General features: G+C 72.2%; 23 protein-coding genes. 7 read left to right on the plus strand and 16 right to left on the minus strand.

The window, feature by feature from the left end; genetic code table 11:
- Positions 1-32: 32 nt before the first annotated feature.
- The 6 genes from OG439_RS32020 to OG439_RS32045 all read right to left on the minus strand — a co-directional run bounded on the left by OG439_RS32020 (position 33) and on the right by OG439_RS32045 (position 5,670).
- Positions 33-986, minus strand: coding sequence for a Ppx/GppA phosphatase family protein (locus OG439_RS32020; protein ID WP_326944441.1), 954 nt, complete (start codon positions 984-986; stop codon positions 33-35).
- A gap of 27 nt (positions 987-1,013) precedes the next feature.
- Positions 1,014-2,186 (minus strand): lytic transglycosylase domain-containing protein, encoded by a 1,173-nt coding sequence (locus OG439_RS32025; RefSeq protein ID WP_326944442.1) that lies wholly within the window; start codon positions 2,184-2,186, stop codon positions 1,014-1,016.
- A 143-nt stretch (positions 2,187-2,329) separates the two neighbouring features.
- Positions 2,330-2,839: a DUF501 domain-containing protein gene (locus OG439_RS32030; RefSeq protein ID WP_326944443.1), complete on the minus strand. Its 510-nt coding sequence runs from the start codon at positions 2,837-2,839 to the stop codon at positions 2,330-2,332.
- A gap of 414 nt (positions 2,840-3,253) precedes the next feature.
- Positions 3,254-3,823 carry an FtsB family cell division protein gene (locus OG439_RS32035; protein WP_326944444.1) on the minus strand — a complete coding sequence of 190 codons (570 nt, stop codon included), beginning with the start codon at positions 3,821-3,823 and terminating at the stop codon, positions 3,254-3,256.
- A 7-nt stretch (positions 3,824-3,830) separates the two neighbouring features.
- Positions 3,831-5,117: a phosphopyruvate hydratase gene (gene eno, locus OG439_RS32040; protein ID WP_247057862.1), complete on the minus strand. Its 1,287-nt coding sequence runs from the start codon at positions 5,115-5,117 to the stop codon at positions 3,831-3,833.
- A gap of 106 nt (positions 5,118-5,223) precedes the next feature.
- Positions 5,224-5,670, minus strand: coding sequence for a VOC family protein (locus OG439_RS32045; RefSeq protein ID WP_326944445.1), 447 nt, complete (start codon positions 5,668-5,670; stop codon positions 5,224-5,226).
- Positions 5,671-5,742: 72 nt separating this feature from the next.
- On the opposite strand from OG439_RS32045, the gene OG439_RS32050 reads away from it, so the two are divergent.
- Positions 5,743-6,144, plus strand: coding sequence for a tetratricopeptide repeat protein (locus OG439_RS32050; RefSeq protein WP_247057868.1), 402 nt, complete (start codon positions 5,743-5,745; stop codon positions 6,142-6,144).
- A 236-nt stretch (positions 6,145-6,380) separates the two neighbouring features.
- Here the strand turns inward: OG439_RS32050 and OG439_RS32055 are convergent, their stop codons facing one another.
- Positions 6,381-7,127 carry a murein transglycosylase gene (locus tag OG439_RS32055; RefSeq protein WP_326951664.1) on the minus strand — a complete coding sequence of 249 codons (747 nt, stop codon included), beginning with the start codon at positions 7,125-7,127 and terminating at the stop codon, positions 6,381-6,383.
- A gap of 369 nt (positions 7,128-7,496) precedes the next feature.
- Between OG439_RS32055 and efeU the strand changes: the two genes are divergently transcribed.
- Genes efeU through OG439_RS32085 form a run of 6 tightly spaced genes read left to right on the plus strand, consistent with a single transcriptional unit; the run spans position 7,497 to position 12,965 of the window.
- Positions 7,497-8,342 carry an iron uptake transporter permease EfeU gene (gene efeU, locus OG439_RS32060; RefSeq protein WP_326944446.1) on the plus strand — a complete coding sequence of 282 codons (846 nt, stop codon included), beginning with the start codon at positions 7,497-7,499 and terminating at the stop codon, positions 8,340-8,342.
- Positions 8,339-9,499 carry an iron uptake system protein EfeO gene (gene efeO / locus OG439_RS32065; protein WP_326944447.1) on the plus strand — a complete coding sequence of 387 codons (1,161 nt, stop codon included), beginning with the start codon at positions 8,339-8,341 and terminating at the stop codon, positions 9,497-9,499. The genes efeU and efeO overlap by 4 nt, the downstream gene beginning before the upstream one ends.
- Positions 9,496-10,752, plus strand: coding sequence for an iron uptake transporter deferrochelatase/peroxidase subunit (efeB, locus tag OG439_RS32070; RefSeq protein WP_326944448.1), 1,257 nt, complete (start codon positions 9,496-9,498; stop codon positions 10,750-10,752). Before efeO ends, efeB begins: the two co-directional genes overlap by 4 nt.
- A 48-nt stretch (positions 10,753-10,800) precedes the next feature.
- A complete protein-coding gene (locus OG439_RS32075) occupies positions 10,801-11,370 on the plus strand; it encodes a TetR/AcrR family transcriptional regulator (protein ID WP_326944449.1) in 570 nt (189 codons plus the stop codon).
- Entirely contained in the window at positions 11,367-12,509 is a 1,143-nt protein-coding gene (locus OG439_RS32080; RefSeq protein ID WP_326944450.1) for a GDSL-type esterase/lipase family protein, read from the plus strand. The genes OG439_RS32075 and OG439_RS32080 overlap by 4 nt, the downstream gene beginning before the upstream one ends.
- A 45-nt stretch (positions 12,510-12,554) precedes the next feature.
- The gene (locus OG439_RS32085; RefSeq protein WP_247057880.1) at positions 12,555-12,965 is read left to right on the plus strand and encodes a PPOX class F420-dependent oxidoreductase; all 411 of its coding nucleotides are present in this window, start codon (positions 12,555-12,557) and stop codon (positions 12,963-12,965) included.
- A gap of 45 nt (positions 12,966-13,010) precedes the next feature.
- Here the strand turns inward: OG439_RS32085 and OG439_RS32090 are convergent, their stop codons facing one another.
- From OG439_RS32090 to OG439_RS32130, 9 genes are all read right to left on the minus strand, one after another.
- Positions 13,011-13,415, minus strand: a complete 405-nt coding sequence (locus OG439_RS32090) for a hypothetical protein (protein WP_326944451.1) — start codon at positions 13,413-13,415, stop codon at positions 13,011-13,013.
- 108 nt (positions 13,416-13,523) lie between these two features.
- Complete coding sequence (locus OG439_RS32095; protein ID WP_326944452.1) at positions 13,524-14,045, minus strand: ArsR/SmtB family transcription factor; 522 nt, start codon at positions 14,043-14,045, stop codon at positions 13,524-13,526.
- Positions 14,046-14,216: 171 nt separating this feature from the next.
- A complete protein-coding gene (locus OG439_RS32100) occupies positions 14,217-14,780 on the minus strand; it encodes a hypothetical protein (protein WP_326944453.1) in 564 nt (187 codons plus the stop codon).
- Positions 14,777-16,120, minus strand: a complete 1,344-nt coding sequence (locus tag OG439_RS32105) for a hypothetical protein (RefSeq protein ID WP_326944454.1) — start codon at positions 16,118-16,120, stop codon at positions 14,777-14,779. Before OG439_RS32105 ends, OG439_RS32100 begins: the two co-directional genes overlap by 4 nt.
- Entirely contained in the window at positions 16,120-16,923 is an 804-nt protein-coding gene (locus tag OG439_RS32110; protein WP_326944455.1) for an ABC transporter ATP-binding protein, read from the minus strand. The genes OG439_RS32105 and OG439_RS32110 overlap by 1 nt, the downstream gene beginning before the upstream one ends.
- Positions 16,924-16,933: 10 nt before the next feature.
- Complete coding sequence (locus tag OG439_RS32115; RefSeq protein WP_326944456.1) at positions 16,934-17,746, minus strand: zf-HC2 domain-containing protein; 813 nt, start codon at positions 17,744-17,746, stop codon at positions 16,934-16,936.
- Positions 17,743-18,294 carry an RNA polymerase sigma factor gene (locus OG439_RS32120; RefSeq protein ID WP_247057895.1) on the minus strand — a complete coding sequence of 184 codons (552 nt, stop codon included), beginning with the start codon at positions 18,292-18,294 and terminating at the stop codon, positions 17,743-17,745. The genes OG439_RS32115 and OG439_RS32120 overlap by 4 nt, the downstream gene beginning before the upstream one ends.
- Positions 18,295-18,368: 74 nt before the next feature.
- Complete coding sequence (locus OG439_RS32125) at positions 18,369-19,298, minus strand: MazG family protein (RefSeq protein ID WP_326944457.1); 930 nt, start codon at positions 19,296-19,298, stop codon at positions 18,369-18,371.
- Positions 19,295-20,335, minus strand: a complete 1,041-nt coding sequence (locus OG439_RS32130) for a hypothetical protein (protein ID WP_326944458.1) — start codon at positions 20,333-20,335, stop codon at positions 19,295-19,297. The genes OG439_RS32125 and OG439_RS32130 overlap by 4 nt, the downstream gene beginning before the upstream one ends.
- Positions 20,336-20,407 lie beyond the last annotated feature (72 nt).

Here is a 20,407-nt window from a genome sequence, read left to right on the forward strand (position 1 = left end):
GCGTCACGTCGAAGTGACTGACCGTGACCGGTCTAGACGAGCGAAAGCGCGATGCCGTCGAGGATGTCGTGCTCGCTGATGATCAGCTCCGTCGGGCCGCCGCGGGCCGCGAGCTGTGCGGCGAGGGTCTGGACCACCACGGCGCCGCCGCCGATCACGTCGACCCGGCCGGGGTGGATCACCGGGTTCGCCGCGCGGGTGGCGTGGTCGGCGTGCAGCAGGCCCGAGGCGAGCCGGTCGATGTCCGCGGCGTCCAGCTTGGACAGGTGGACGCGCTCGCTGTCGTACTCCGCGAGACCGAGCGCGATGGCCGAGAGCGTCGTCACCGTGCCGGCGACGCCGACCCAGGTCTTCGCGCGCGAGACGTCGACGACGTCGAACGCCTCGGCCAGCACCTTCCCGGCGAGGTCGCGGGCGGCGGCGATCTCCGCGGCGGTCGGCGGGTCGCTCTTGAGGGCGCGCTCGGTGATCCGCACGCACCCGATGTCGACGGACTTCGCGGCGAGCACCTCGGCCTTGCGGCCGTCCCAGGTGCCGAGGACGAGCTCGGTCGAGCCGCCGCCGACGTCGACCACGACGAACGGGCCGTCGTCCGGGTCCTGCTCCCCGACGGCGCCGGTGAAGCTGAGCCGGGCTTCCTCGTCGCCGCTGATCACCTCGGCCTCGACGCCGAGGGTCTCGCGCGTCATGCGGAAGAAGTCGTCGCGGTTCTTCGCGTCGCGGGTCGCGGAGGTGGCGACCATGCGCACCTTCTCGGCGCCCTTGCGGCGGGCCGCGATCGTGTAGTCGGCGAGCGCGACGCGGGTGCGTTCGAGCGCTTCGGGGGCGAGCTCGCCGGTGGCGTCGACGCCCTGGCCGAGCCGGACGATCCGCATCTCGCGGTGCAGGTCGCGCAGGTCAACCGTGCCGTCGTGGCGCGGGGTCAGCTCGGCGACGAGCAGGCGGATGGAGTTGGTCCCACAGTCGATCGCGGCAACACGAGGCATGGATCAACCTTAGCTGCCACGGACTTCTCAGCTGGTGGGTGTCGGCAGCGTCGTCGTGGTCAGGGTGGTCGACGTCGAGACCGAGGTGACGACCGCGCCGCAGCTCGGGGTCGGTGTCGCGGTCGGACCGCCGGGTGTGGTGCTGGGCGGCGTCGGTGTCGTCGTCGGGGACGGGACCGTGGTGACGCTGATCTCCGTCGTCGTGGTCGGCGTGGTCGTCGGCGGGGCGCACGGCTTCGACGTCGTCGGCGCGGTCGACGTGCCGCCCACCGTGGTCGACGTCGGCGGGGCGCTCGGCGTCGTCGTCGGGACCGGCGGGGGCGGGATCGACGGCGGCGGGGGCCCGGACGCCGCGTTGGGCGCGCCGATCGGGATCGTGCTGTCCGGGATCTGCATGATGCCGCTGCGGTACGCGTCGGCCCAGAGGACGACCGTGTTCACGTACGTGTCGGAGTTGTTGTAGCGGTAGATCGCGCCGCGCAGCTGGTCCGGGTTGCCCAGGTCGAAGCCGCCCGAGCAGAGGTAGCGGCCGGTGGCCAGGGCCGCGTCGAAGATGTTGTTGGGGTCGGACTTGCCGTCGCCGTTGCCGTCGGAGGCGTAACCGCGCCAGGTCCCCGGGATGAACTGGGTCGGGCCGACCGCGCGGTCCCACACCGGGTCCGTGTCGAGCAGGCCCTGGTCGGTGTCCGGGATCGCGGCGAACCCGCCCTGGCCGTTGAGCTCCGGGCCGAGGATCGGCTCGCGCGTGGTGCCGGCGGCGTCGACGTACCCGCCGCGGGCGTGGTTGGACTCGATGCGGCCGATGCTGGCGATCAGCGCCCAGTCGATGTGGCACGCGGGCTGCTCGCGGCCGAGGATGCCGGCGGCGTTGTGGTACGCGGCGAGCGCGGTGGCCGGGATGCCGAGGGGGCCGTCGGGCAGCTCGTAGGCCGGCAGCGGCAGCGGGATGGGGGCGCCGGGGAGGGTGCCGTCGACGGCGATCTGCTGGATGGCGGCGCGGCCGGGGTCGTAGCCCTGGGCGAGCGCGGCGTCGCGGGTGTGGTCACCGCTGCCGCCGAGCCAGCCGAGGACACCACCGCCGGCCACCAGGGCCGGGATCACCGCGAGGACGCCGAGGACGATCGGGTACGCGCTGCGGTGGCGGATCCCGAATCTTCGGGTGTAGCTCCCGACTGCGTCAGGCAGTCGCCGCACACGCATAACTCGAAACCCTCCTGGCCGGAACCCCTCGGGTGACACCCTGCCGTACCCGGGGCACGGTTTCACCCCTTCGGGAGTCGGGATCTTCCCGGATCGGGGTTTTCGCTCACCCAGACCAGTTATCTCCTCACGGCCTGCGTTCGTTACTCGGCACAGTCTCCCGTGGGCCACCCGTTCGCCTTAAGGAGCGCGAGGGTCTCGTCACCGAACGGGTTCACGCCGGGACCGACCGCGAGCGAGTGGGCCACGTGCACGTGCAGGCACTTGACGCGGCCGGGCATGCCGCCGGCGGTGACCTGGTGGCCGAGGGGCTCGATCGCGTCGCGCTCGGCGAGGTAGGTCTCGTGGGTGCGCTGGTACTGCGCGGCCAGCTCGGGATCGGTGGTGAGCCGCTCGGTCATCTCCTTCATGACCCCGGACGCCTCGATCGTGCCGATCATCGAGTTCAGCTTCGGGCAGGTCAAGTAGTAGAGCGTCGGGAACGGCGTGCCGTTCTCCAGCCGCGGGCTGGTCTGCACCACGGAGGGATGCCCACTGGGACACCGGGCGGCAACGGCCCGCAGGGCCCGCGGCGGCCGCCCGAGCTGCGCCGCGATGACCTCGCGGTCGGCGTCGGTGACGGGCTCGAACCGGTGCTGCTGCGTGCTGTTCACGCACTCAAGGTTAATGCGTGGGGTACGCCTCCCCGGCGGCGGTCCGCGGGGGCGCCGGGTACTGCTCGCGCAGGTGGGTTCGGCTCGCGAACCCGGGGGTTGGTCCCGCCGCGACGCGTCTGCCGGCAGTGCCACTCGCTGGGCGGCGACGAGGATCCACACCCCTTGCTGTGCGACCGGCAGCGACACCCGAGGCATGCCGCACTGATGGTCCGCGGGTAACTCGCCGCGACCAAGCCGTGCGGCCGGCAGTGCCGAACCGGGGAACCGCCCTGCTCACACCCACGACCCGCCCACTCGGCGGCGGTCCGCAGGGACGCCGGGTGTTGCTCGCGCAGGTGGGTTCGGCTCGCGAAGCCGGGGGTTGGTCCCGCCGCGACGCCACTCGCTGGGCAGCGGCGGTCCGCGGGGACGTCAGCCGCCGGAGACCTGGTTCCAGAGGTTGTCGTACCAGGAGCCGTCCGGGACTTGCTGCTGTCCCGGCTGCGGGACCGCGTCCTGGGCCTTGTCCTCCGGCAGCTGGACGATGTACGGCGTTTCGCCCGGCTTGACGTACCGCAGCCGGCGCCGGGCCTCCGCCTCGATCTGCGCCGGGTCGCTCAGCTCCGCCTTGCGGCCCTGGAGCTGAGCGACCGTCTGCTGCAGCAACGCCTGCTGCGCCTGTTGCTGGCGGATTTCGGTCCGCTGGGAGAGGTACGTGCGCAGGGGCACGGCGATGGTGAACGCCAAGGCGCACACCACGATCGCCACCACCGCCGCGCGGCGGGTGGTGGACATGCCGAGCACCTTCGCCGCACCCGACGCGCGCTTCTGCGCGAGGCCCCGGCGCAGCCGGTCCCTCGTCGTCTCCGCGTCGCCGGTGCGGCGGGCCCGCGCCGCCTCGGGGCGGCGGGCCCGCGAGGACCCGCCTACCCGCGTGGCACCGCCGCCGGCGGCGCGGCTGCTGCCGCCCCGGCTGCGTGGTGCCCTCCCCCGGTCCGCCATAGCAGGCTCAGCCCTCGGCGCTGAACCGCGGGAAGGCCAGCTCGCCGGCGTACCGGGCGGCGTCACCGAGGGTCTCCTCGATGCGCAGCAGCTGGTTGTACTTGGCGATCCGCTCGCCGCGGGCCGGGGCGCCGGTCTTGATCTGGCCGACGCTCGTGGCGACCGCGAGGTCCGCGATGAACGTGTCCTCGGTCTCGCCGGAGCGGTGGCTCATCATCGACTTGTAGCCGAACGACGTGGCCAGCGAGATCGCGTCGAGCGTCTCGGACAGGGTGCCGATCTGGTTGACCTTCACCAGCAGCGCGTTGGCGGCGCGGCGGGTGATGCCCTCCTCGAGCCGGTCCGGGTTGGTGACGAACAGGTCGTCGCCGACGATCTGGACCTTCTCGCCGACCTCGGCGGTCAGGGTGACCCAGCCGTCCCAGTCGTCCTCGCTCAGCGGGTCCTCGATGGAGACCATCGGGTAGTCGCGGATCAGCTCGGCGTAGTACGCCGACATCTGCTCCGCGCTCTTCTTGCTGCCCTCGAAGGTGTACGCGCCGTCGGCGAAGAACTCCGTCGCGGCGACGTCGAGCGCGAGCGCGACGTCGCGGCCCGGCGTGTACCCGGCCTTCTCGATGGCCTGCAGGATCAGGTCGAGCGCCTCGCGGTTGTTCGCCAGGTTCGGCGCGAAGCCGCCTTCATCGCCCAGACCGGTCGAAAGGCCGCGGCCCTTCAGCACCGACTTCAGCGAGTGGTAGACCTCGGCGCCCCAGCGCAGGGCCTCGCGGAAGGTCTCCGCGCCGATCGGCGCGATCATGAACTCCTGGACGTCGACGTTGCTGTCCGCGTGCGAACCACCGTTGAGGATGTTCAGCATCGGGACCGGCAGCACGTGCGCGTTCGGGCCGCCCAGGTAGCGGAACAGCTCCAGCTCGGCCGACTCGGCGGCGGCCTTCGCGACGGCCAGCGAGACGCCGAGGATGGCGTTCGCGCCGAGGCGGGACTTCGCCGGCGTGCCGTCGAGGTCGACCAGCTTCTGGTCGACGATCCGCTGGTCGACGGCTTCGATGCCGACCATCTCCGGGCCGATCTCGTCGAGCACCGCGGCGACCGCGCGCTCGACGCCCTTGCCGTTGTAGCGACCGGTGTCGCCGTCACGGAGCTCGACCGCCTCGTGTTCGCCGGTGGACGCTCCCGACGGGACAGCGGCCCGGGCCAGGGTGCCGTCGTCGAGGGCGACCTCCACCTCGACGGTCGGGTTGCCGCGCGAGTCCAGAATCTCGCGCGCGCCTACCTGCTCGATGAGAGCCACGCCATGCTCCTCGGTGCGTCGTGCCTGCGGTTTCGCGCCCAGCCTAGCCGTCACCGCAGTTCACCCGTTGGAGGCACGGCCGGTAGCGGCCGGCCCGCGAGCGTCTTCAGCCGTCCGCGCGGACAGCCCGCCAGCCCGGCGGCAGCTCCACGACGTCGGACGTCTGCTGCCAGAACGTCCAGCTGTTGCCGCCGAGATCGGCGACGGTGAACACCCGCGCGCCGTAGGGCTGGTCCTGCGGCGGGTCGAGCTCGCCCTCGTCGCCGAGCGCCGCCCCGATCCGCTCGTGACAGGCGTCGACGTCGTCGACGTACAGGATGTTGAGCTGGCCGACCGGGCCGTCGACGCCCTTGGCCTGCCAGTAGTCCGGGCCGACGCCCGCGAGCTGGATCCGCGCGTCGCCCGCACGGAGCGTCGCCTGGAAGACCTCGCCCGCGGCGTCGCAGAAGCGGACCTCCTCGGTGAACCCGAAGACCCTGGTCAGCCAGGCCAGCGCCGCGGTGGCGTCGGCGTAGTAGAGGTAGGGCGCCAAGCCCCGGTACCCGCTGCTCATGGCGGCACAGTCCATCACGTCCCGTTCACGGGCGTGTGTTAGCCCCTCTCCCGAGGTAAAGTCGGAGTGACCATGACGGACGCCGCAGCTGCTTCGCAGCCTCCCGAGGAGTCGCGGTTCCATGCCTTCCGCCAGGCCGAAGACCTCGTCGGCCGCCGTCGCCCGCTCGACGCGCTGAAGGCGTTGCAACCGCTCCTGGAATCCGAGACGGACAAACCGTCGGTGCACCTGCTGGCCGGGCGCGCCTACTTCCACTCCGCCCAGTTGCGGCGCGCCGAGCAGGCGTTCACGCGGGTGCTGGAGCTGGATCCGACGGACCACTACGCCCGCTTCATCCTGGGCCGCACCCTCCAGCGCCTCGGCCGGTTCGTCGAGGCACTGGCGCAGATGCGGATGGCCTCGGCGATGAACCCGGTGCCGGAGTACCTGGAAGCGATCAGCGAGGTCAAGGCGCACATCGCGCTGCGCGACTGAGCACCTCCCCCGAAGGACGGGGCACCAGGGCCGGAGGACCGTACTTTCGGCCGATCTCTCCGGGCCCCTCGGCCGATCCGCGAACCCCCCGCCGCGGGCGAAGCTGGTTCCAGACCGCAAGGAACCAGGAGGGAACGAAAATGGGGATCTTCGCCACGTTGGGTGCCTACGCCGGAGTGCTGCTGCTCGTGCTGACGGCCGTCACGCCGTTGTTCGCCGACCGCGAGCTGTGAGCCTCACGGCGCGACGCTCGCCTCCGCGTAGGCGTCCGCCGCGCTGAAGACGTCCTGGCCGTACGTCACGGCCGGGTTGTAGAACAGCACCGCCCGCCACCAGCCGGCCGGGGTGCCCAGGTCGTCGCCGCCCGAGCACAGGTAGCGCGCCGCCGTGAAGGCCGCGTCGTCGACGTTCTGGGGGTCCGGCGTACCGCCGTCGCCGTTGGCGCGCTCCTGGTACTTCTTCCACGTCGCCGGCGGGAACTGCAGCGGGCCGATCAGGTGGTCCCACGACTTGTCGCCGTCGAGCTTGCCGCCGTCGGTGTCGTGCACCGCCGGGACGCCGGGCGAGCCGTCCAGCGGCGGGCCGACCACCGGCATGACGACGCGGCCGTCCGGCCGGATCGCCGAGAGGTCGAACTTCCCGCGCTCGGCCTCGACCCGGCCGATGCCCGCGAGCGTCGCCCACGACAGGTGGCACGTCGGCTTCTGGCGCTGCATCCACATCTCCGCCCGGCCGTACGCCGAAACCACGCGCGCCGGGATGTGCGTCTTGTCCGCGACGCGCGCCGACCACGCGTCCAGCTCGGCCTGGTCGGACACCTGCGGCCGGTCGACCGGCGCGGCGAGCCCGGCCCGCGGCGACTCCGCGCCGGGCTGCGGGCGCTGCACCGGGATGGCGAGCGCCGGCTGGGCCGGCGGCGGGGGCCCCGGCGCGTCCGGGTTCCGGACACCGATGGTGAGCACGAGGACCACTCCGGTGAGCACCAGACCCACCGCGAGCGCCGCCCGGCCGAGATAGCGCCGCGGTGGACCACCCGAGGGCGGCGAGTCCGGAGGCGTGACGGTCGGCTGAGCGGTTTCGGCCACCCGATCAGGTTACGGAGCCACTCAAGAGGGACCACGGACGCCTGACCAGGCAAACGCAGGGTAAAAACAGGTCCGCTGCCAGCGACGTCACAGATTTTGTTATCGAGTCGACGCGCAGTGCGCTGACCTGCGGTTACCCTAACCTAACTTCCACCCTCGGTCCCATTTGCCCGGTTCTTCGGGCTTCCCGAGACGTGCGCTCGCTGGACTTACAGGTGAGCCTTACCTAAAAACTTCACGGGACCAGAAGAACGAGGAGGTGGACCGGTGTTGTTCTCGAGCGCGCTGATCGGGCTACGCGAAGGCCTGGAGGCTGCGCTCGTCGTCAGCATCCTCGTGGCCTTCCTGGTCAAGACCGAGCGACGTCACGCGCTGCGCTGGGTGTGGCCCGGCGTCGGCGCGGCGGTGCTGCTGTCGATCGCCGTCGGCGCGGTCCTGACCTACACGACCGCCCAGCTCTCGTTCGAGCACCAGGAGCTGCTCGGCGGGAGCCTGTCGATCGTCGCCGTCGTGTTCGTCACGGCGATGATCTTCTGGATGCGCAAGGCGTCCAAGAGCATCGCCGCCGAGCTGCGCGGGAAGATGGACGACGCGCTGGACGTCGGCCCGATGGCCGTGCTGCTGCTGTCGTTCCTCGCCGTCGGCCGCGAGGGCCTCGAAACCGCCGTGTTCTTCTACTCCGCCGTCCAGACCGCGCAGTCGGACACCTCGCAGCCGCTGATCGGCTTCGCCATCGGCATCCTCGCCGCGGTCGTGCTGGCCTGGCTGCTCTACCGCGGCGCCGTCCGGTTCAACCTCTCGAAGTTCTTCACGATCACCGGCGTGCTGCTGGTGTTCGTCGCCGCCGGCGTGCTCGGCTACGGCCTGCACGACCTCCAGGAGGCCGCGTTCCTGCCCGGCATCAACACCCTCGCCTTCGACGCGTCGAACGTGCTGCCGGAGACGTCCTGGTACGGCGCCCTGCTCAAGGGCATCCTCAACTACTCGCAAGCGACGACCGTGCTGCAGGCCATCGCGTGGGTCGCCTACGTCGTCATCGTGCTGCCCCTGTTCCTCAAGCCCAGCAAGAAGACCGCGCCGGCGCCCGCCGCCGCGGCCGCCCCGAAGGAGTGACCGTGCGCAAGACCCACAGAACCCCGCTGGCCCTGGTGGCCGGCGCCGCCGCGCTGGTGACGCTCGCCGCGTGCGACGGCCAGGGCAGCAGCGGCGACGCGGCCCAGACCGGCGCGGCCGGCGGCCCGATCAAGGTCGAGGCCTCGGACACCGCGTGCAACGTCTCCGTCAACACCGCCGCCGCGGGCAACGTCACCTTCGAGATCACCAACAAGGGCGCCAAGGTCACCGAGTTCTACCTCTACGCCGAGGGCGACCGGATCATCGGCGAGGTCGAGAACATCGCCCCCGGCCTCAACCGGCGGCTGATCGTCGAGGCGTCCGACGCGGGCAAGTACCAGACCGCGTGCAAGCCGGGCATGGCCGGCAACGGCATCCGCGGCGACTTCACCATCACCGGCGGCGCGCCGAAACAGGCCGACGCCAACGCGCAGAAGGCCGCGGCCACCAAGAGCTACGCCGACTACGTCGCGAACAACACCGCCGCGCTGGAGGAGCAGACGGGCAAGTTCGTCGACCTCGTCAAGACCGGCAAGGTCGACGAGGCGAAGGCCGCGTACGCGACCACCCGCGTCTACTACGAGCGCATCGAGCCGGTGGCCGAGAAGTTCGGCGACCTGGACCCGGCCATCGACGTGCGCGAGGCCGACCTCGAGCCGAACCAGCAGTTCACCGGGTTCCACCGGCTGGAGAAGGACCTCTACGTGACCGGCCTCAAGCCGGACAGCCCGCAGATCGCGGACAAGCTGCTCACCGACGTCAAGGACCTGGTCTCGAAGACGAAGACCCTCGAGCTGACCGCGCTCGACCTGGCGAACGGCGCGAAGGGCCTGCTCGACGAGGTCGCCACCGGCAAGATCACCGGCGAGGAGGAGACCTTCTCGCACACGGACCTGTGGGACTTCCAGGCCAACGTGGACGGCTCGAAGGGCGCGATCGCCTCGCTGCGGCCGCTGCTGCAGGAGCGGGACGCCGCCCTCGTGTCCACTTTGGACAAGGAGTTCGCGAACGTGCAGGGCCTGCTCGACAAGACCCGCGTCGGTGACGGCTACAAGCTGTACGACCAGCTGTCGCAGGACGAGATCAAGGCGTTCGCCAGTGCCGTCGACGCGCTGAGCGAGCCGCTGAGCAAGGTTGCGGAGGTTGTTTCCAAGTGACCGAAGACGGCACCCGCGTCTCCCGTCGGAAGCTCTTCGGCCTGGCGGGAGCGGGTGTCGCGCTCGCCGGGGCCGGAGCCGCGGCGGGCATCGGGATCGACAAGGCGACCAGCAGCAACGCCGAGGCGTCGGTGACCACCGTCGACTTCCACGGCGAGCACCAGACCGGGATCGTCACGCCGGCCCAGGCGAACCTGCACTTCGCCGCCCTGGACGTGACGACCACCGACCGCGAGAAGCTGCGGCAGCTGCTCAAGACGTGGACCGACGCGGCCCGCCGGATGACGGCGGGCCAGGAGGTCGTCGCGAACGGCGCGGTCGGCGGCGGCGAGTTCGCCCCGCCGGGCGACACCGGCGAGGCCCTCGACCTGCCGGCGTCGCACCTGACGCTGACCATCGGCTTCGGGCCGTCGCTGTTCGACGGCCGCTTCGGGTTGCAGGCGAAGCGGCCGCCACAGCTGATCGACCTGCCGCTGTTCCCGAAGGACAAGCTCGACCCCACCCGCAGCGGCGGCGACCTGTGCATCCAGGCGTGCGCGGACGACCCGCAGGTCGCCGTGCACGCCGTGCGCAACCTGGTGCGGCTCGGCTTCGGCGTCACCGAGGTCCGCTGGTCGCAGCTCGGCTTCGGCCGCAGCTCGTCGACGTCGCGGGCGCAGCAGACACCGCGGAACCTGTTCGGGTTCAAGGACGGCACGAACAACATCAAGTCCGAGGACACCGACTTCCTGCGCGACCAGGTGTGGGCCACGCCGGCCGACGGGCAGGCCTGGATGGCGGGCGGCAGCTACCTGGTGGCGCGCCGGATCCGGATGCACATCGAGACGTGGGACCGCGAGACCCTCGACGGCCAGCAGCAGATCATCGGCCGCACGAAGGGCGTCGGCGCGGCCCTGGGCCAGCAAAACGAGTTCGACGAGATCGACCTCGACGTCGGCGGCGCGGGCGGCGAGAAGCTGATCGCCGAGGACGCCCACGTCCGGCTCGCGTCGCACCAGGCGCTCAACGGGACCCGGATCCTGCGCCGTGGTTACAACTTCGTCGACGGCTCGGACGGCGTCGGGCACCTGGAGGCCGGGCTGTTCTTCCTGGCGTTCAACCGGGACACGCGCAAGCAGTACGTCCCGATGCAGCAGGCGCTCTCGTCGAAGGACGCGATGATGGAGTACGTCCAGCACACGGGTTCGGCGCACTTCGCCGTCCCGCCGGGCGTTTCGCCGACCGGCTCCTGGGGCGACGCCCTGTTTGCCTAAAGCCTTTAGGCTGATCTACACTCGCTTTAGGCAAAAGGGAGTGTAGTCATGGTTCGTGCTGGGTTGACCACGGAACGCGTCGTGCGTGCCGGGGCGGAACTGGCCGACGAGGCCGGCTTCGAGCAGGTGACACCGTCGGAGCTGGCGCGACGGTTCGACGTCAAGGTCGCGAGCCTCTATTCGCACGTCAAGAACGCCCACGACCTGCGGACGAAGATCGCCCTGCTCGCGCTGGAGGAGCTCGCCGACCGGGCCGCCGCCGCGCTGGCCGGGCGGGCGGGGCGCGACGCGCTCGTGGCCTTCGCCGACGTCTACCGCGACTACGCCCGGGAGCACCCCGGGCGGTACGCCGCGGCGCGGTTCCGGCTCGATCCGGAAACCGCCGCCGCGAGTGCCGGGGTCCGGCACTCGCAGATGATGCGCGCGATCCTGCGGGGTTACGACCTCACCGGGCCGGACGAGACGCACGCCGTCCGGTTGCTGGGCAGCGTCTTCCACGGCTACGTCGACCTGGAATCCCAGGGCGGCTTCGACCACAGCTCCCCCGCCTCCCAGGAGTCCTGGACCCGGATTCTCGCCGTACTCGACACCCTTCTCCGCGATTGGCCGCAGACATGATCACCACCGCCCTCACCGCCTCGCTGGTTCGCGGCGCGCTCGAACTGGAGCCCACCGAACTCGGCCTGGTCCCGCACCGGCTGCCCGCCCGCGCACGAGCCCAGAACACCGACCCGCGCCTGGCCATGGCCGAGGCGCAGCCCGCGGGCGTGCGGCTGCGGTTCCGGACCCGCGCCGACGTCGTCGAGCTGGAAACCCGGCCCACGAAGCTGGTGTACGCGGGTGCCCCGCCGCGCCCGGACGGCGTCTACGACCTGCTCGTCGACGGCCGCCTCGCGCAGTCGGGCGTCGTCGAGGGCGGCAGCACGCTGACCGTCGATCCGCGCACCGGCGCCGGGTCGCGCGCCGACGGCCCGACCGGCCGCGTCCGGTTCGCCGGCCTCGGCGACAGCCTCAAGGACGTCGAGATCTGGTTGCCGCACAACGAGATCACCGAGCTGGTGGCCTTGCGCACCGACGCGCCGGTCGAGACCGGGCCGGCCCGCGGCCGGGTCTGGCTGCACCACGGCAGCTCGATCAGCCACGGCTCGAACGCGGCGACGCCGTCCGGGACGTGGCCCGCGCTCGCCGCCACCGCGGCCGGTGTCGACCTGGTGAACCTCGGGTTCAGCGGCAACGCGCTGCTCGACCCGTTCACCGCCCGCGCGCTGCGCGACACCCCGGCCGACCTGATCAGCGTCAAGCTCGGCATCAACGTCGTCAACGCCGACCTGATGCGGCTGCGGGCGTTCGGCCCGGCCGTGCACGGGTTCCTCGACACCATCCGCGACGGCCACCCGGACACACCGCTGCTGGTCGTCTCGCCGATCCTCTGCCCGATCCACGAGCGGACGCCGGGCCCCGGCGACTTCGACCACGAGGCGCTGGCCGCGGGCGAGGTGCGGTTCCGGGCCACCGGCGACCCCGCCGAGACGGCGGCGGGCAAGCTAACGCTGGAGGTCATCCGCGCCGAACTGGAGCGGATCGTGGCGGCCCGGCAGGACGCCCGGCTGCACTACCTCGACGGCCGCGCGTTGTACGGCGAAGCGGACTTCGCGGAGTTCCCGCTGCCGGACAACCTGCACCCGGACGCGGCGGCGCACCGCCGGATCGGCGAGCGGTTCACGAAGCTCGTGTTCGCCGACGGCGTCTTCGCCTGACACCGGGCTTGACTTCAAGCTCGCTTGAAGTTGAATGCTGGACGCATGTTCACCGAAGCAGAGCTCGCGTACCTCGCTGACCAGCCCCTCGGCCGCCTGGCCACGGCCCAGCCCGACGGCAAGCTCCAGGTCAACCCGGTCGGCTTCCGCTACAACCCGGACGAGAAGACCGTCGACGTCACCGGGCACAACCTGCGCACCAGCAAGAAGTTCCGCAACATCGCGACGAACGACCAGGTCGCGTTCGTCGTCGACGACCTCCCGTCGACGAACCCGTGGCGGGTCCGCTGCCTGGAGATCCGCGGCCGCGCGGAAGCACTGGTGGGCGTCAGCCTTCCGGACAACCACTTCGACGACGCGGTGATCCGCATCCACCCGGCCCGCATCCTCGCCTTCGGCGTCGAGGACTGGGACCGGGAGCCGCTGGAGCTGGAGACGAACATCCGCAACGTCTGACGTCGGCGCCGGTGCGGGCGCTGGGGGTGCCCGCACCGCCGCCGGTCACTGGTGCACGCACCCGGCCCGGGTGCAGCGGAGCTGACCGAAGTCGTGGTCGTACTGGTCGGACAGGTGGATGTAGATCACCTGGACGCCGCCGACCTGGTTGATGGTGAGGACTTCCGAGAAGGGCGCGTCGACCCCGGGGAACGTCGCGTCGCACTCGACGGGGCTGGTGGAGGTGCCGTTGACACCCCAGACGCAGACCTCGCGGTAGCCGCTGACCGCGTGGATCGTGCCGGACACCGTCGCCGAACGGCCGTCGGTCCACCCGATGGTTCCCGCGGCCACACTGGCGCCGTACTCGATCCGCCACGGCGTCGTCACCGCCGCGTCGGCCACGGCCGCCGAGCCGAACATCGCCGCCACGACCGCCGCCAACGCGACCACTGACCTGATGACCCGCATGGAAATCCTCCCCACGCCCGGCACCGTGCCGGACTCCGGGAGGCTAGTGGCGGATTCCGGGGAGACCCCAGGGTTTTGCGCATCCCGAAATTGTTCCACTGTGGACGGTCAGCCGCGCAGCACACGATGGCCGTGCCCGGTGAGTCCGTGGCGCACCGACCGCCCGGTCCGCCGCGTGGCGACCAGACCGGCCGCGCGAAGGGCCGTCGCGCACTGGGAGGCCCGCGACGGGCTGATCCGCGTCGCCTCCGCCAGCTCGGCGGTGGAGCGTTCGCCGTCTCCGAGGAGCCGGAGGATCTCGGCGCGGGTCCGGCCCAGCACGTCGCTCAACGCGTCGGCCGGGCACCGCTTCACCGGCGGCGCCGCCGGGCAGTAGAGCACCGGTTGCGCCGCCTCGGGGACGAACCGCAACCGGCGCGCGGTGGAGTCGACGAGCAGTCCCCGCCCACCGAGCCGGACGGCGTGGTCCGGAAGGTCACGGATCGACAGGACCGGAGCCTGCCACCGGACCCGCGGGTGCAGCGCGTTGAGCAGCTCACCGATCCCCGCCCGAAGCCAGCTCGCCTGATCGCCGGCGGTGGCGAACCGGGTCCGGGCCAGATCTTCGACATCGAACAACACGCGCAGCATGGCTTCCTCCGATGTGGCCGCCGCGGTACCCGGCGGGCGCAGCATCCACGCCGAGACGCGGGTTCCGGTTGAGCCGGCACCGGATGTTCACCGCCCCGGCCGGTCGCGCCGCACGGACGGCGCCTGCCGCCGTCGTCACCCGGCGCCCACTCCAACCGGTCCAGTCCGTGGCTACCGGCGGCCGCCCCAGGCCGCGTAGGTCGCCGCTCCCGTTACCGCCAGTACCGCCGCCGTCCACGTCGCCGCCGTGGTGGCCGGGGGTTGCAGCATCCACGCGGTGATGCGGGCGCCGGTCGAGTCGTCGTCCGGGACGAACGGGGCGATCGCGCACCAGGCCAGCGGGAGCGTCCAGCCGAACTGGCCGCCCGCCGCCGTGGCCGCGAGGCCGGCCAAGCCCGCCAAGCCCGCCGCGTCGCGGACTATGATCGACAAGTCGACAATCGGCGTGCCCAGGTGCTGCACCCCCAGCACCAGCGCGCCCGTCGCGACGCCGATCAGGGCCAGGTGGGCGAACCGCCGGACCGGCCACGGGAGGGCCGCGGTGCGGTCGAGATCCGGGTCCTGGCCGCTCAGGCCGATCGCCGCCACCGCGATCCCGGCCGCCAGCGTCAGCACCACCAGCAGGGTGCCCCAAGAGTCGCGGCCCAGGAACCACAGGCCGAACGTGGCCACCAGCAGCGCCGCGAACGCCGCCGGGAGCTGCCTCGACCGGGCGTAGAGGATCGCCCACCTCATCGCAGCGCCCCCGGCACGAGCGTGTCGATCGGGTCACCGTTGCAGGTCAGCAGCACCTGGCGCAGTGCGGCCACCCGGGCGAACTGCACGTCCGCCGGCAGCGCGCGGAACTTCTGCCACACCTGCTCGATCCGGCCGGACTCGTGGCGGAGCCAGCTGCCGCCGTACTCGGGCAGCAGCTTCAGCTCGCCGGTGAAGTACGCCGCCGCGATCATGCGGCCGCCCATGTCGGGCACGTCGCCGTAGCTCGGTGGCATGCACCCGGGCAGCCCGGCCCCGGACAGCACCGCGAGCCGCAGGGTGCTCGCGTCGGCCGTGAGCAGGTCGTCGTCGAGCTGGAAGTCCAGGTAGACGACGCCGGAATCGCGAGCGGGCCGGTCGGCGACGGAGGTCGGCGCCGTCTGCTCCTCGATCCGGGTGGGCGCGCCGGGCAGCTTCGCCAGCAGCGCCAGCGCTTCGCGGCCCGGCCCGGCCAGCGCGGCCAGCCTGTCCTCGTGCGCCCGGCTGACGCAGATCGGCCCGTCGCAGAGCTTCTGCGCGGCGATGCTGTCGGCGGCCATGAGCCCGTCGGCGGAGGCCGGGAAGACGGGCAGGGCGATCGCCGCTCCGGCCACCACCGGCAGCAGGCCGAGGACCCGGGCCCGCGCGGAGTTCGCCGCCAGCAAGAGGAAGCCCGTCAGGGCGAGCCCGAGGAACCACGCCGTCTGCCCGAGGTCCACCGAGGTCGACGTCGTCACCAGCGCGCCCTGCGGCTCGTCGAAGGTCGGCGTCAGCAGCCCGAGCCGGCTGTAGGAAAGCAAGCCCGCCGCCCAGACCAGCACCGACACCACCAGGGTCAGCACGGCCAGCGCGGGCGCGGTCAGCGGGTGCGGCAGCAGCCGCCCGACCGCCAGGCCGACCCAGCTCCCGGCCACGATGGCGAGCAGGCCGACGAACAGGACCGGCAGGAAGCTCACGGAAACGAACCCGCCGTGCCCCAGCACCTCGGCCAGGCCGACGCCGAACACCAGCACGAACCCGAGCGCGCACAGCACCCCCACCGCCCCGGCCAGCCGCAGCGTCCGGTGCCACCCCGGCCGGGACGTCGTGGACAGCAGTTCGACCATGCCGGAGCGGCTGTCGCGCATGCCCTGGATCGCCCCGGCGCCGACGGCGACCGGCCACAGGAACACCATGAGGAACCGCAGCCACAACGCGGTGGTCGTCGTGTTCGCCGTCCACGGCGCGGGCACCTTCCACCACGGGCCGGACAGCAGGAACAGGAACCCGAGCGCGATCACGACGAGCGCCAGCCCGGCCCAGGGCGCGATGGAGCGCCGCAGTTCGATGCGGAAGACCATCACCACGCCCCCTTGCCGTGCTCGTGGTTCAGCAGCGCCGAATAACCGCGCTCGATCGGGCTGTCACCGACGTGGTCCGGGGTCCCCGCCGCGGCCAGCTCGCCCGGCGTCCCCTGGAAGACCAGCTTGCCCTCGGCGAAGAGCACGACGTCGGAACACGCCGTGCCGACGTCTTCGACCAGGTGCGTCGAGATCAGCACGCACGAGTCCTGGCCCAGCTCCTGGACGAGCTCGCGGAACCGGACGCGCTGGGCCGGGTCCAGGCCGGCCGTCGGCTCGTCGAGCAGCAGGATGTCCGGGTCGTTGACGATCGCCTGCGCGATCCCGACGCGGCGCACCATGCCGCCGGACAGCGTCTTCATCCGGTCGCCGGCGCGGTCGGCCAGCCCGACGCGCTCGATCGCGCGCTGCACCGCGCCCGGGATGTCCGCCTTCGGCATTTCCTTGAGCCACGCCAGGTATTCGACGAACTCGCGGACCGTGAACCGCTTGTAGTAGCCGAAGTCCTGGGGCAGGTAACCGATCCGGCGGCGCAGGCCGCGCTGCCCGGCGTGCCCCCCGGCCGGCGCGCCGAGCAGCGTCAGCCGGCCTTCCGCCGGCCGCAGCACCGTCGCCAGTGCCCGGATCAGCGTCGTCTTGCCCGCGCCGTTCGGCCCGAGCAAGCCGTGCACCCCCTTGCCGAGGGACAGGTCCAGCCCGTCCACCGCCATTTTCCGCCTGCCGACCCGCACCTTCAGCCCTTCCGCCTGGATTTCCCAGGCGTAGGCCGTTGGCGCGATCTCGGCGGCCCCGACAGCACGCATGTCTTCCTCCCTAGTCGCCGACGCCGAGCCGGGTGAACGCGCCCTTGTGCAGGGCGACGACCACCGTCGTCAGCGCGAAGATCCCCGCCCACACCGGCACCGCGCCGGCACTGAGCACAACTGTCTGCTGGTGCGCCACCACGCTCGGCAGCACCACCGCCGTGACCCACACCGCGCCGAGCACGCCGGCCGCGCGGGTGACCCCGATCAGCCCGCCCAGCGCGAGCGTGCCGGTGGTGAAGGCCAGGCTCGGCACCAGCCAGAGGGCCAAGCCGGTGCCGGTCAGCCAGCCCGCGAAGCCGAGCACCGGCAGGACGACGACGAGCACCGCCACCGTCCGCCGCGCGATCAGGTACAGCCCGGCCCGCGGGGTCGCGACGACGACCTCGTACGCCGGATCGAGCCCGCGCGCCCACGACGCCGCGACGCCGAGCACCGGCAGCAGCGGCGCGAGCAGCTGCACCGCCGTCGTGTCGAACGTCGTGGGCCAGATCCGGTCGAACGCCACCACGAGCAGCGTGAGCAGCACGATCATCGCCAGCCACGGCACCATCACCGGGGTGGTCCAGGTGAACAGCCACCGCCGCCGCGGGTGCGCTTTCGGCTGCGGCTGTGGGTGCGCGGGCGTGCCCGACAGCTCGATGTCCACCGCGAGCCGCGACCAGACGAGGTCCACCACCGGCTGCGCGGGCCGCAGCACGGCCAGCCGCGCCCGGCACACCGCACACGTCTCGAGGTGCGCCTCGACGCCCCAGAGCTGGTCACCGGGGAGGTCGTCGCCCGCCGTGTAGCCGGCGATGAGCTCGTCCGACGGATGCTTCATGACAGTGCCTCCCGCATCGCGATCCGCGCCCGCCGGGCCCGGGTCTTGACGGTGCCTTCCGGCAGCCCGAGCAGGACGGCGGTCTCGCGGACGGTCAGCCCGTCGAGCACCATCGCCTGCAGCACGGCCCGCAGCTCGGGCGCGAGGTCGCGCAGCGCGTCGCCGACCTCGTCCCCGACCGCGGCCGCCAGCGCTTCTTCCTCGGCCCCGGGCACCGGCGCGACGTCGAGCGCCATCACCGGCGGCGGCTGCGCGTGGTGCGCCCGCCGGCGGAACGCGTCGACCAGCCGCCGGGCGGCGATGATCCACACCCAGCCGACCGCGGAACCGCCGGCCGCGGACCCCGCGAACGAGCCCGCCGCGCGCCAGACGGCCAGGTACGTCTCCTGCATGACCTCGGCGACGACCTGCTCGTCCGCGCACCGGCGGCGCAGGCGCACGGCCAGCCAGGGCGACGTGCGGCGGTAGAGCTCCTCGAACGCCGCGCGGTCGCCCTTGGCCGTGCGCCGGACGAGGTGCTCCTCGTCGGCGTCCTCCAGTGGCTTCATCCTCACACCGGGGAAGACGCCGGAAGATCGCCCCCGGTTCTCACCCGAATGTGTGCTGCGTCACACTCGCTGGGTCAGTCGCGGGCCGGCCAGAACTTGCGCCAGCCGTCCGCTTCGAGGGTGGTCGGCTCCAGGCCGGCGTCGCGCGCGGCCTGCTCGGCGGCGCGGACCTCCAGCGCGAACTCCTTCGCCAGCGCTCGCAGCTCGCCCTCGGGGTCGACGCCCGCGCGGCGCGCCGTGGCCGCGATGCGGAACAGCTGGGCCGCCGCGTTCGAGCCCTCGGGGAAGAGGTCCAGCGGGATGCCGGCGCGGCCGCTGCGCTGGCCGAGCTTGCCCGCCAGCGCGACCGCGGGCTGGCCGAGCGCGACGCCGTCCACAATGGACAGACGCTGCTTCTCGCGCTGCTTCAGCTCTTCCCACTTGGCGTTCTGGTGCTCGACCGTGCGCACCTCGTCGGCGCCGGCGAAGACGTGCGGGTGCCGGCCGACCAGCTTCTCGACCAGTGCGGCCGCGACGTCGTCGATGCCGAACGGGTCCGCGGGGTCCTCGGCGGCGACGCGGGCGTGGAAGAGCACCTGCAGCAGGACGTCGCCGAGCTCCTCGCGCAGCGCCTCGCGGTCGCCGTCTTCGATCGCGTCGAGCAGCTCGTAGGTCTCCTCGACCAGGTACTGCCGCAGCGACTCGTGCGTCTGCACGGCGTCCCACGGGCAGCCGCCCGGCGAGCGGAGCCGGTCCATCACGTCCGCGGCTTCGACCAGCGGCGGGACGGGCGTGTCGATGACCTGCGCGCCGGTCGCGATGAGCACGGCCGCGGCGGGCTCCTCGCGGGACGTCGTGAGCAGCACGATGCCCTTCAGGGACAGCGCCTCCGTGATCGCCGGGACCCCGAACACCGCGGGGTCGACGTCCGAGGCCGCGAAGACGGCGGTGGACTCACGAAGGACCTTCAGCGCCGCGGCGGGCAGTGTCGCCCCGCGGACGACTACGACGACGCCCCGGCTCACTGCTGCGCGGGAGCGGCACCGCGCAAGGGCAGCACGGTGCCCTGGGTGGCGTCCTGGTTCGTCGCGAGGTTCATGCTCACAACATCCCACACGCCGTACCGGGGGTTGACGCGCAGCCCGCTCGGGCCCACGTAGGGCTGCAGGAGCCGGGTGCCGATGGCGGTCAGCTGCTCGTCGGTCGGCTTCTGCGCCTCCTGGTCCGCCGGCACGGCCTTGTCGGTGCCGCGGGTGCGGACGACGAAGACGTACCAGTCGGGCTTGGTCGGCATCCGCGCCTGGAACACGACGACGCTGTTCGCGGCGGAGCCGAACAACGCGGTCTGCGCCAGCGCGAGGTACTGCGAAGCGCCGAAGAGCTCGGTGAGCCCGGCGTCGGAGACGTCGCCGGGTGCCGGGCCGGGGCCGCCGGACTGCTGGGCCTGCTGCGCGGCCTGCGCCGCCTGGCTCGCCTGCTGGATGGCGCCCTGGATCTTGCCCGGGTCGTCGGCGAACTGCTTCGCGAGGTCGAACGCGCGGGCGCGGGCTTCCTTGTCGTTCGCGGCGGCCGCGCTGATCCCGACGTAGTCCGCGCCGACCGACAGCTTCGGCAGGTACTTCTCGGCGAGCTGCTGCTCCAAGACGACGTCGCCGGCCGTCTCGTTCTTGTCGCGCAGCTTGGAGACGATCTCGGTGACGGCGACCTGGTCGCCCTGCCCGGTGTCGGTGACCGGGGCGGCGGACTCCTTCGCGGCGAGGGCGGCGATCTTCGCCTGGTCGGCGACGATGCCCTCCTGCTTCGCGGCGCGCAGGGTCAGCTCGTGGAGCACGGACTGCCGGATGATCTCCCGGCCGAGCAGGTCGATCTTGTGCTCACGCGCGAGCTTCTGCGCGTACGGCTGGTCCCGGACGGCCTGGTCGATCATCGACTGCACCTGGTCGAGGGAGACCGAGCGGTCGCCGACGATCACCGCACTGCCGACCTGACCGGGGCCCGCACCGCACCCGGCGAGCAGGAGAGCGCCGGCAACGACCGCCACCAGCGCGCGAGGGCGCCCCATGATCCGCATCACAGCGCATACCCTCTCACACCTTCGCGGCCGAAACGCAACACCCGTTCGGTTTCGCCGGGC

The sequence above is a fragment of the Amycolatopsis sp. NBC_01307 genome (assembly GCF_035975215.1).
Classification (GTDB): Bacteria; Actinomycetota; Actinomycetes; order Mycobacteriales; family Pseudonocardiaceae; genus Amycolatopsis.

Bases quoted from the DNA above. Each gene is read 5' to 3' on its own strand.
- OG439_RS32020 (WP_326944441.1), bottom strand. From the start codon at position 986: ATGCCTCGTGTTGCCGCGATCGACTGTGGGACCAACTCCATCCGCCTG.
- OG439_RS32025 (WP_326944442.1), bottom strand. From the start codon at position 2,186: ATGCGTGTGCGGCGACTGCCTGACGCAGTCGGGAGCTACACCCGAAGA.
- OG439_RS32035 (WP_326944444.1), bottom strand. From the start codon at position 3,823: ATGGCGGACCGGGGGAGGGCACCACGCAGCCGGGGCGGCAGCAGCCGC.
- OG439_RS32045 (WP_326944445.1), bottom strand. From the start codon at position 5,670: ATGAGCAGCGGGTACCGGGGCTTGGCGCCCTACCTCTACTACGCCGAC.
- OG439_RS32050 (WP_247057868.1), top strand. From the start codon at position 5,743: ATGACGGACGCCGCAGCTGCTTCGCAGCCTCCCGAGGAGTCGCGGTTC.
- OG439_RS32075 (WP_326944449.1), top strand. From the start codon at position 10,801: ATGGTTCGTGCTGGGTTGACCACGGAACGCGTCGTGCGTGCCGGGGCG.
- OG439_RS32080 (WP_326944450.1), top strand. From the start codon at position 11,367: ATGATCACCACCGCCCTCACCGCCTCGCTGGTTCGCGGCGCGCTCGAA.
- OG439_RS32085 (WP_247057880.1), top strand. From the start codon at position 12,555: ATGTTCACCGAAGCAGAGCTCGCGTACCTCGCTGACCAGCCCCTCGGC.
- OG439_RS32090 (WP_326944451.1), bottom strand. From the start codon at position 13,415: ATGCGGGTCATCAGGTCAGTGGTCGCGTTGGCGGCGGTCGTGGCGGCG.
- OG439_RS32095 (WP_326944452.1), bottom strand. From the start codon at position 14,045: ATGCTGCGCGTGTTGTTCGATGTCGAAGATCTGGCCCGGACCCGGTTC.
- OG439_RS32100 (WP_326944453.1), bottom strand. From the start codon at position 14,780: ATGAGGTGGGCGATCCTCTACGCCCGGTCGAGGCAGCTCCCGGCGGCG.
- OG439_RS32105 (WP_326944454.1), bottom strand. From the start codon at position 16,120: ATGGTCTTCCGCATCGAACTGCGGCGCTCCATCGCGCCCTGGGCCGGG.
- OG439_RS32110 (WP_326944455.1), bottom strand. From the start codon at position 16,923: ATGCGTGCTGTCGGGGCCGCCGAGATCGCGCCAACGGCCTACGCCTGG.
- OG439_RS32115 (WP_326944456.1), bottom strand. From the start codon at position 17,746: ATGAAGCATCCGTCGGACGAGCTCATCGCCGGCTACACGGCGGGCGAC.
- OG439_RS32120 (WP_247057895.1), bottom strand. From the start codon at position 18,294: ATGAAGCCACTGGAGGACGCCGACGAGGAGCACCTCGTCCGGCGCACG.
- OG439_RS32130 (WP_326944458.1), bottom strand. From the start codon at position 20,335: ATGGGGCGCCCTCGCGCGCTGGTGGCGGTCGTTGCCGGCGCTCTCCTG.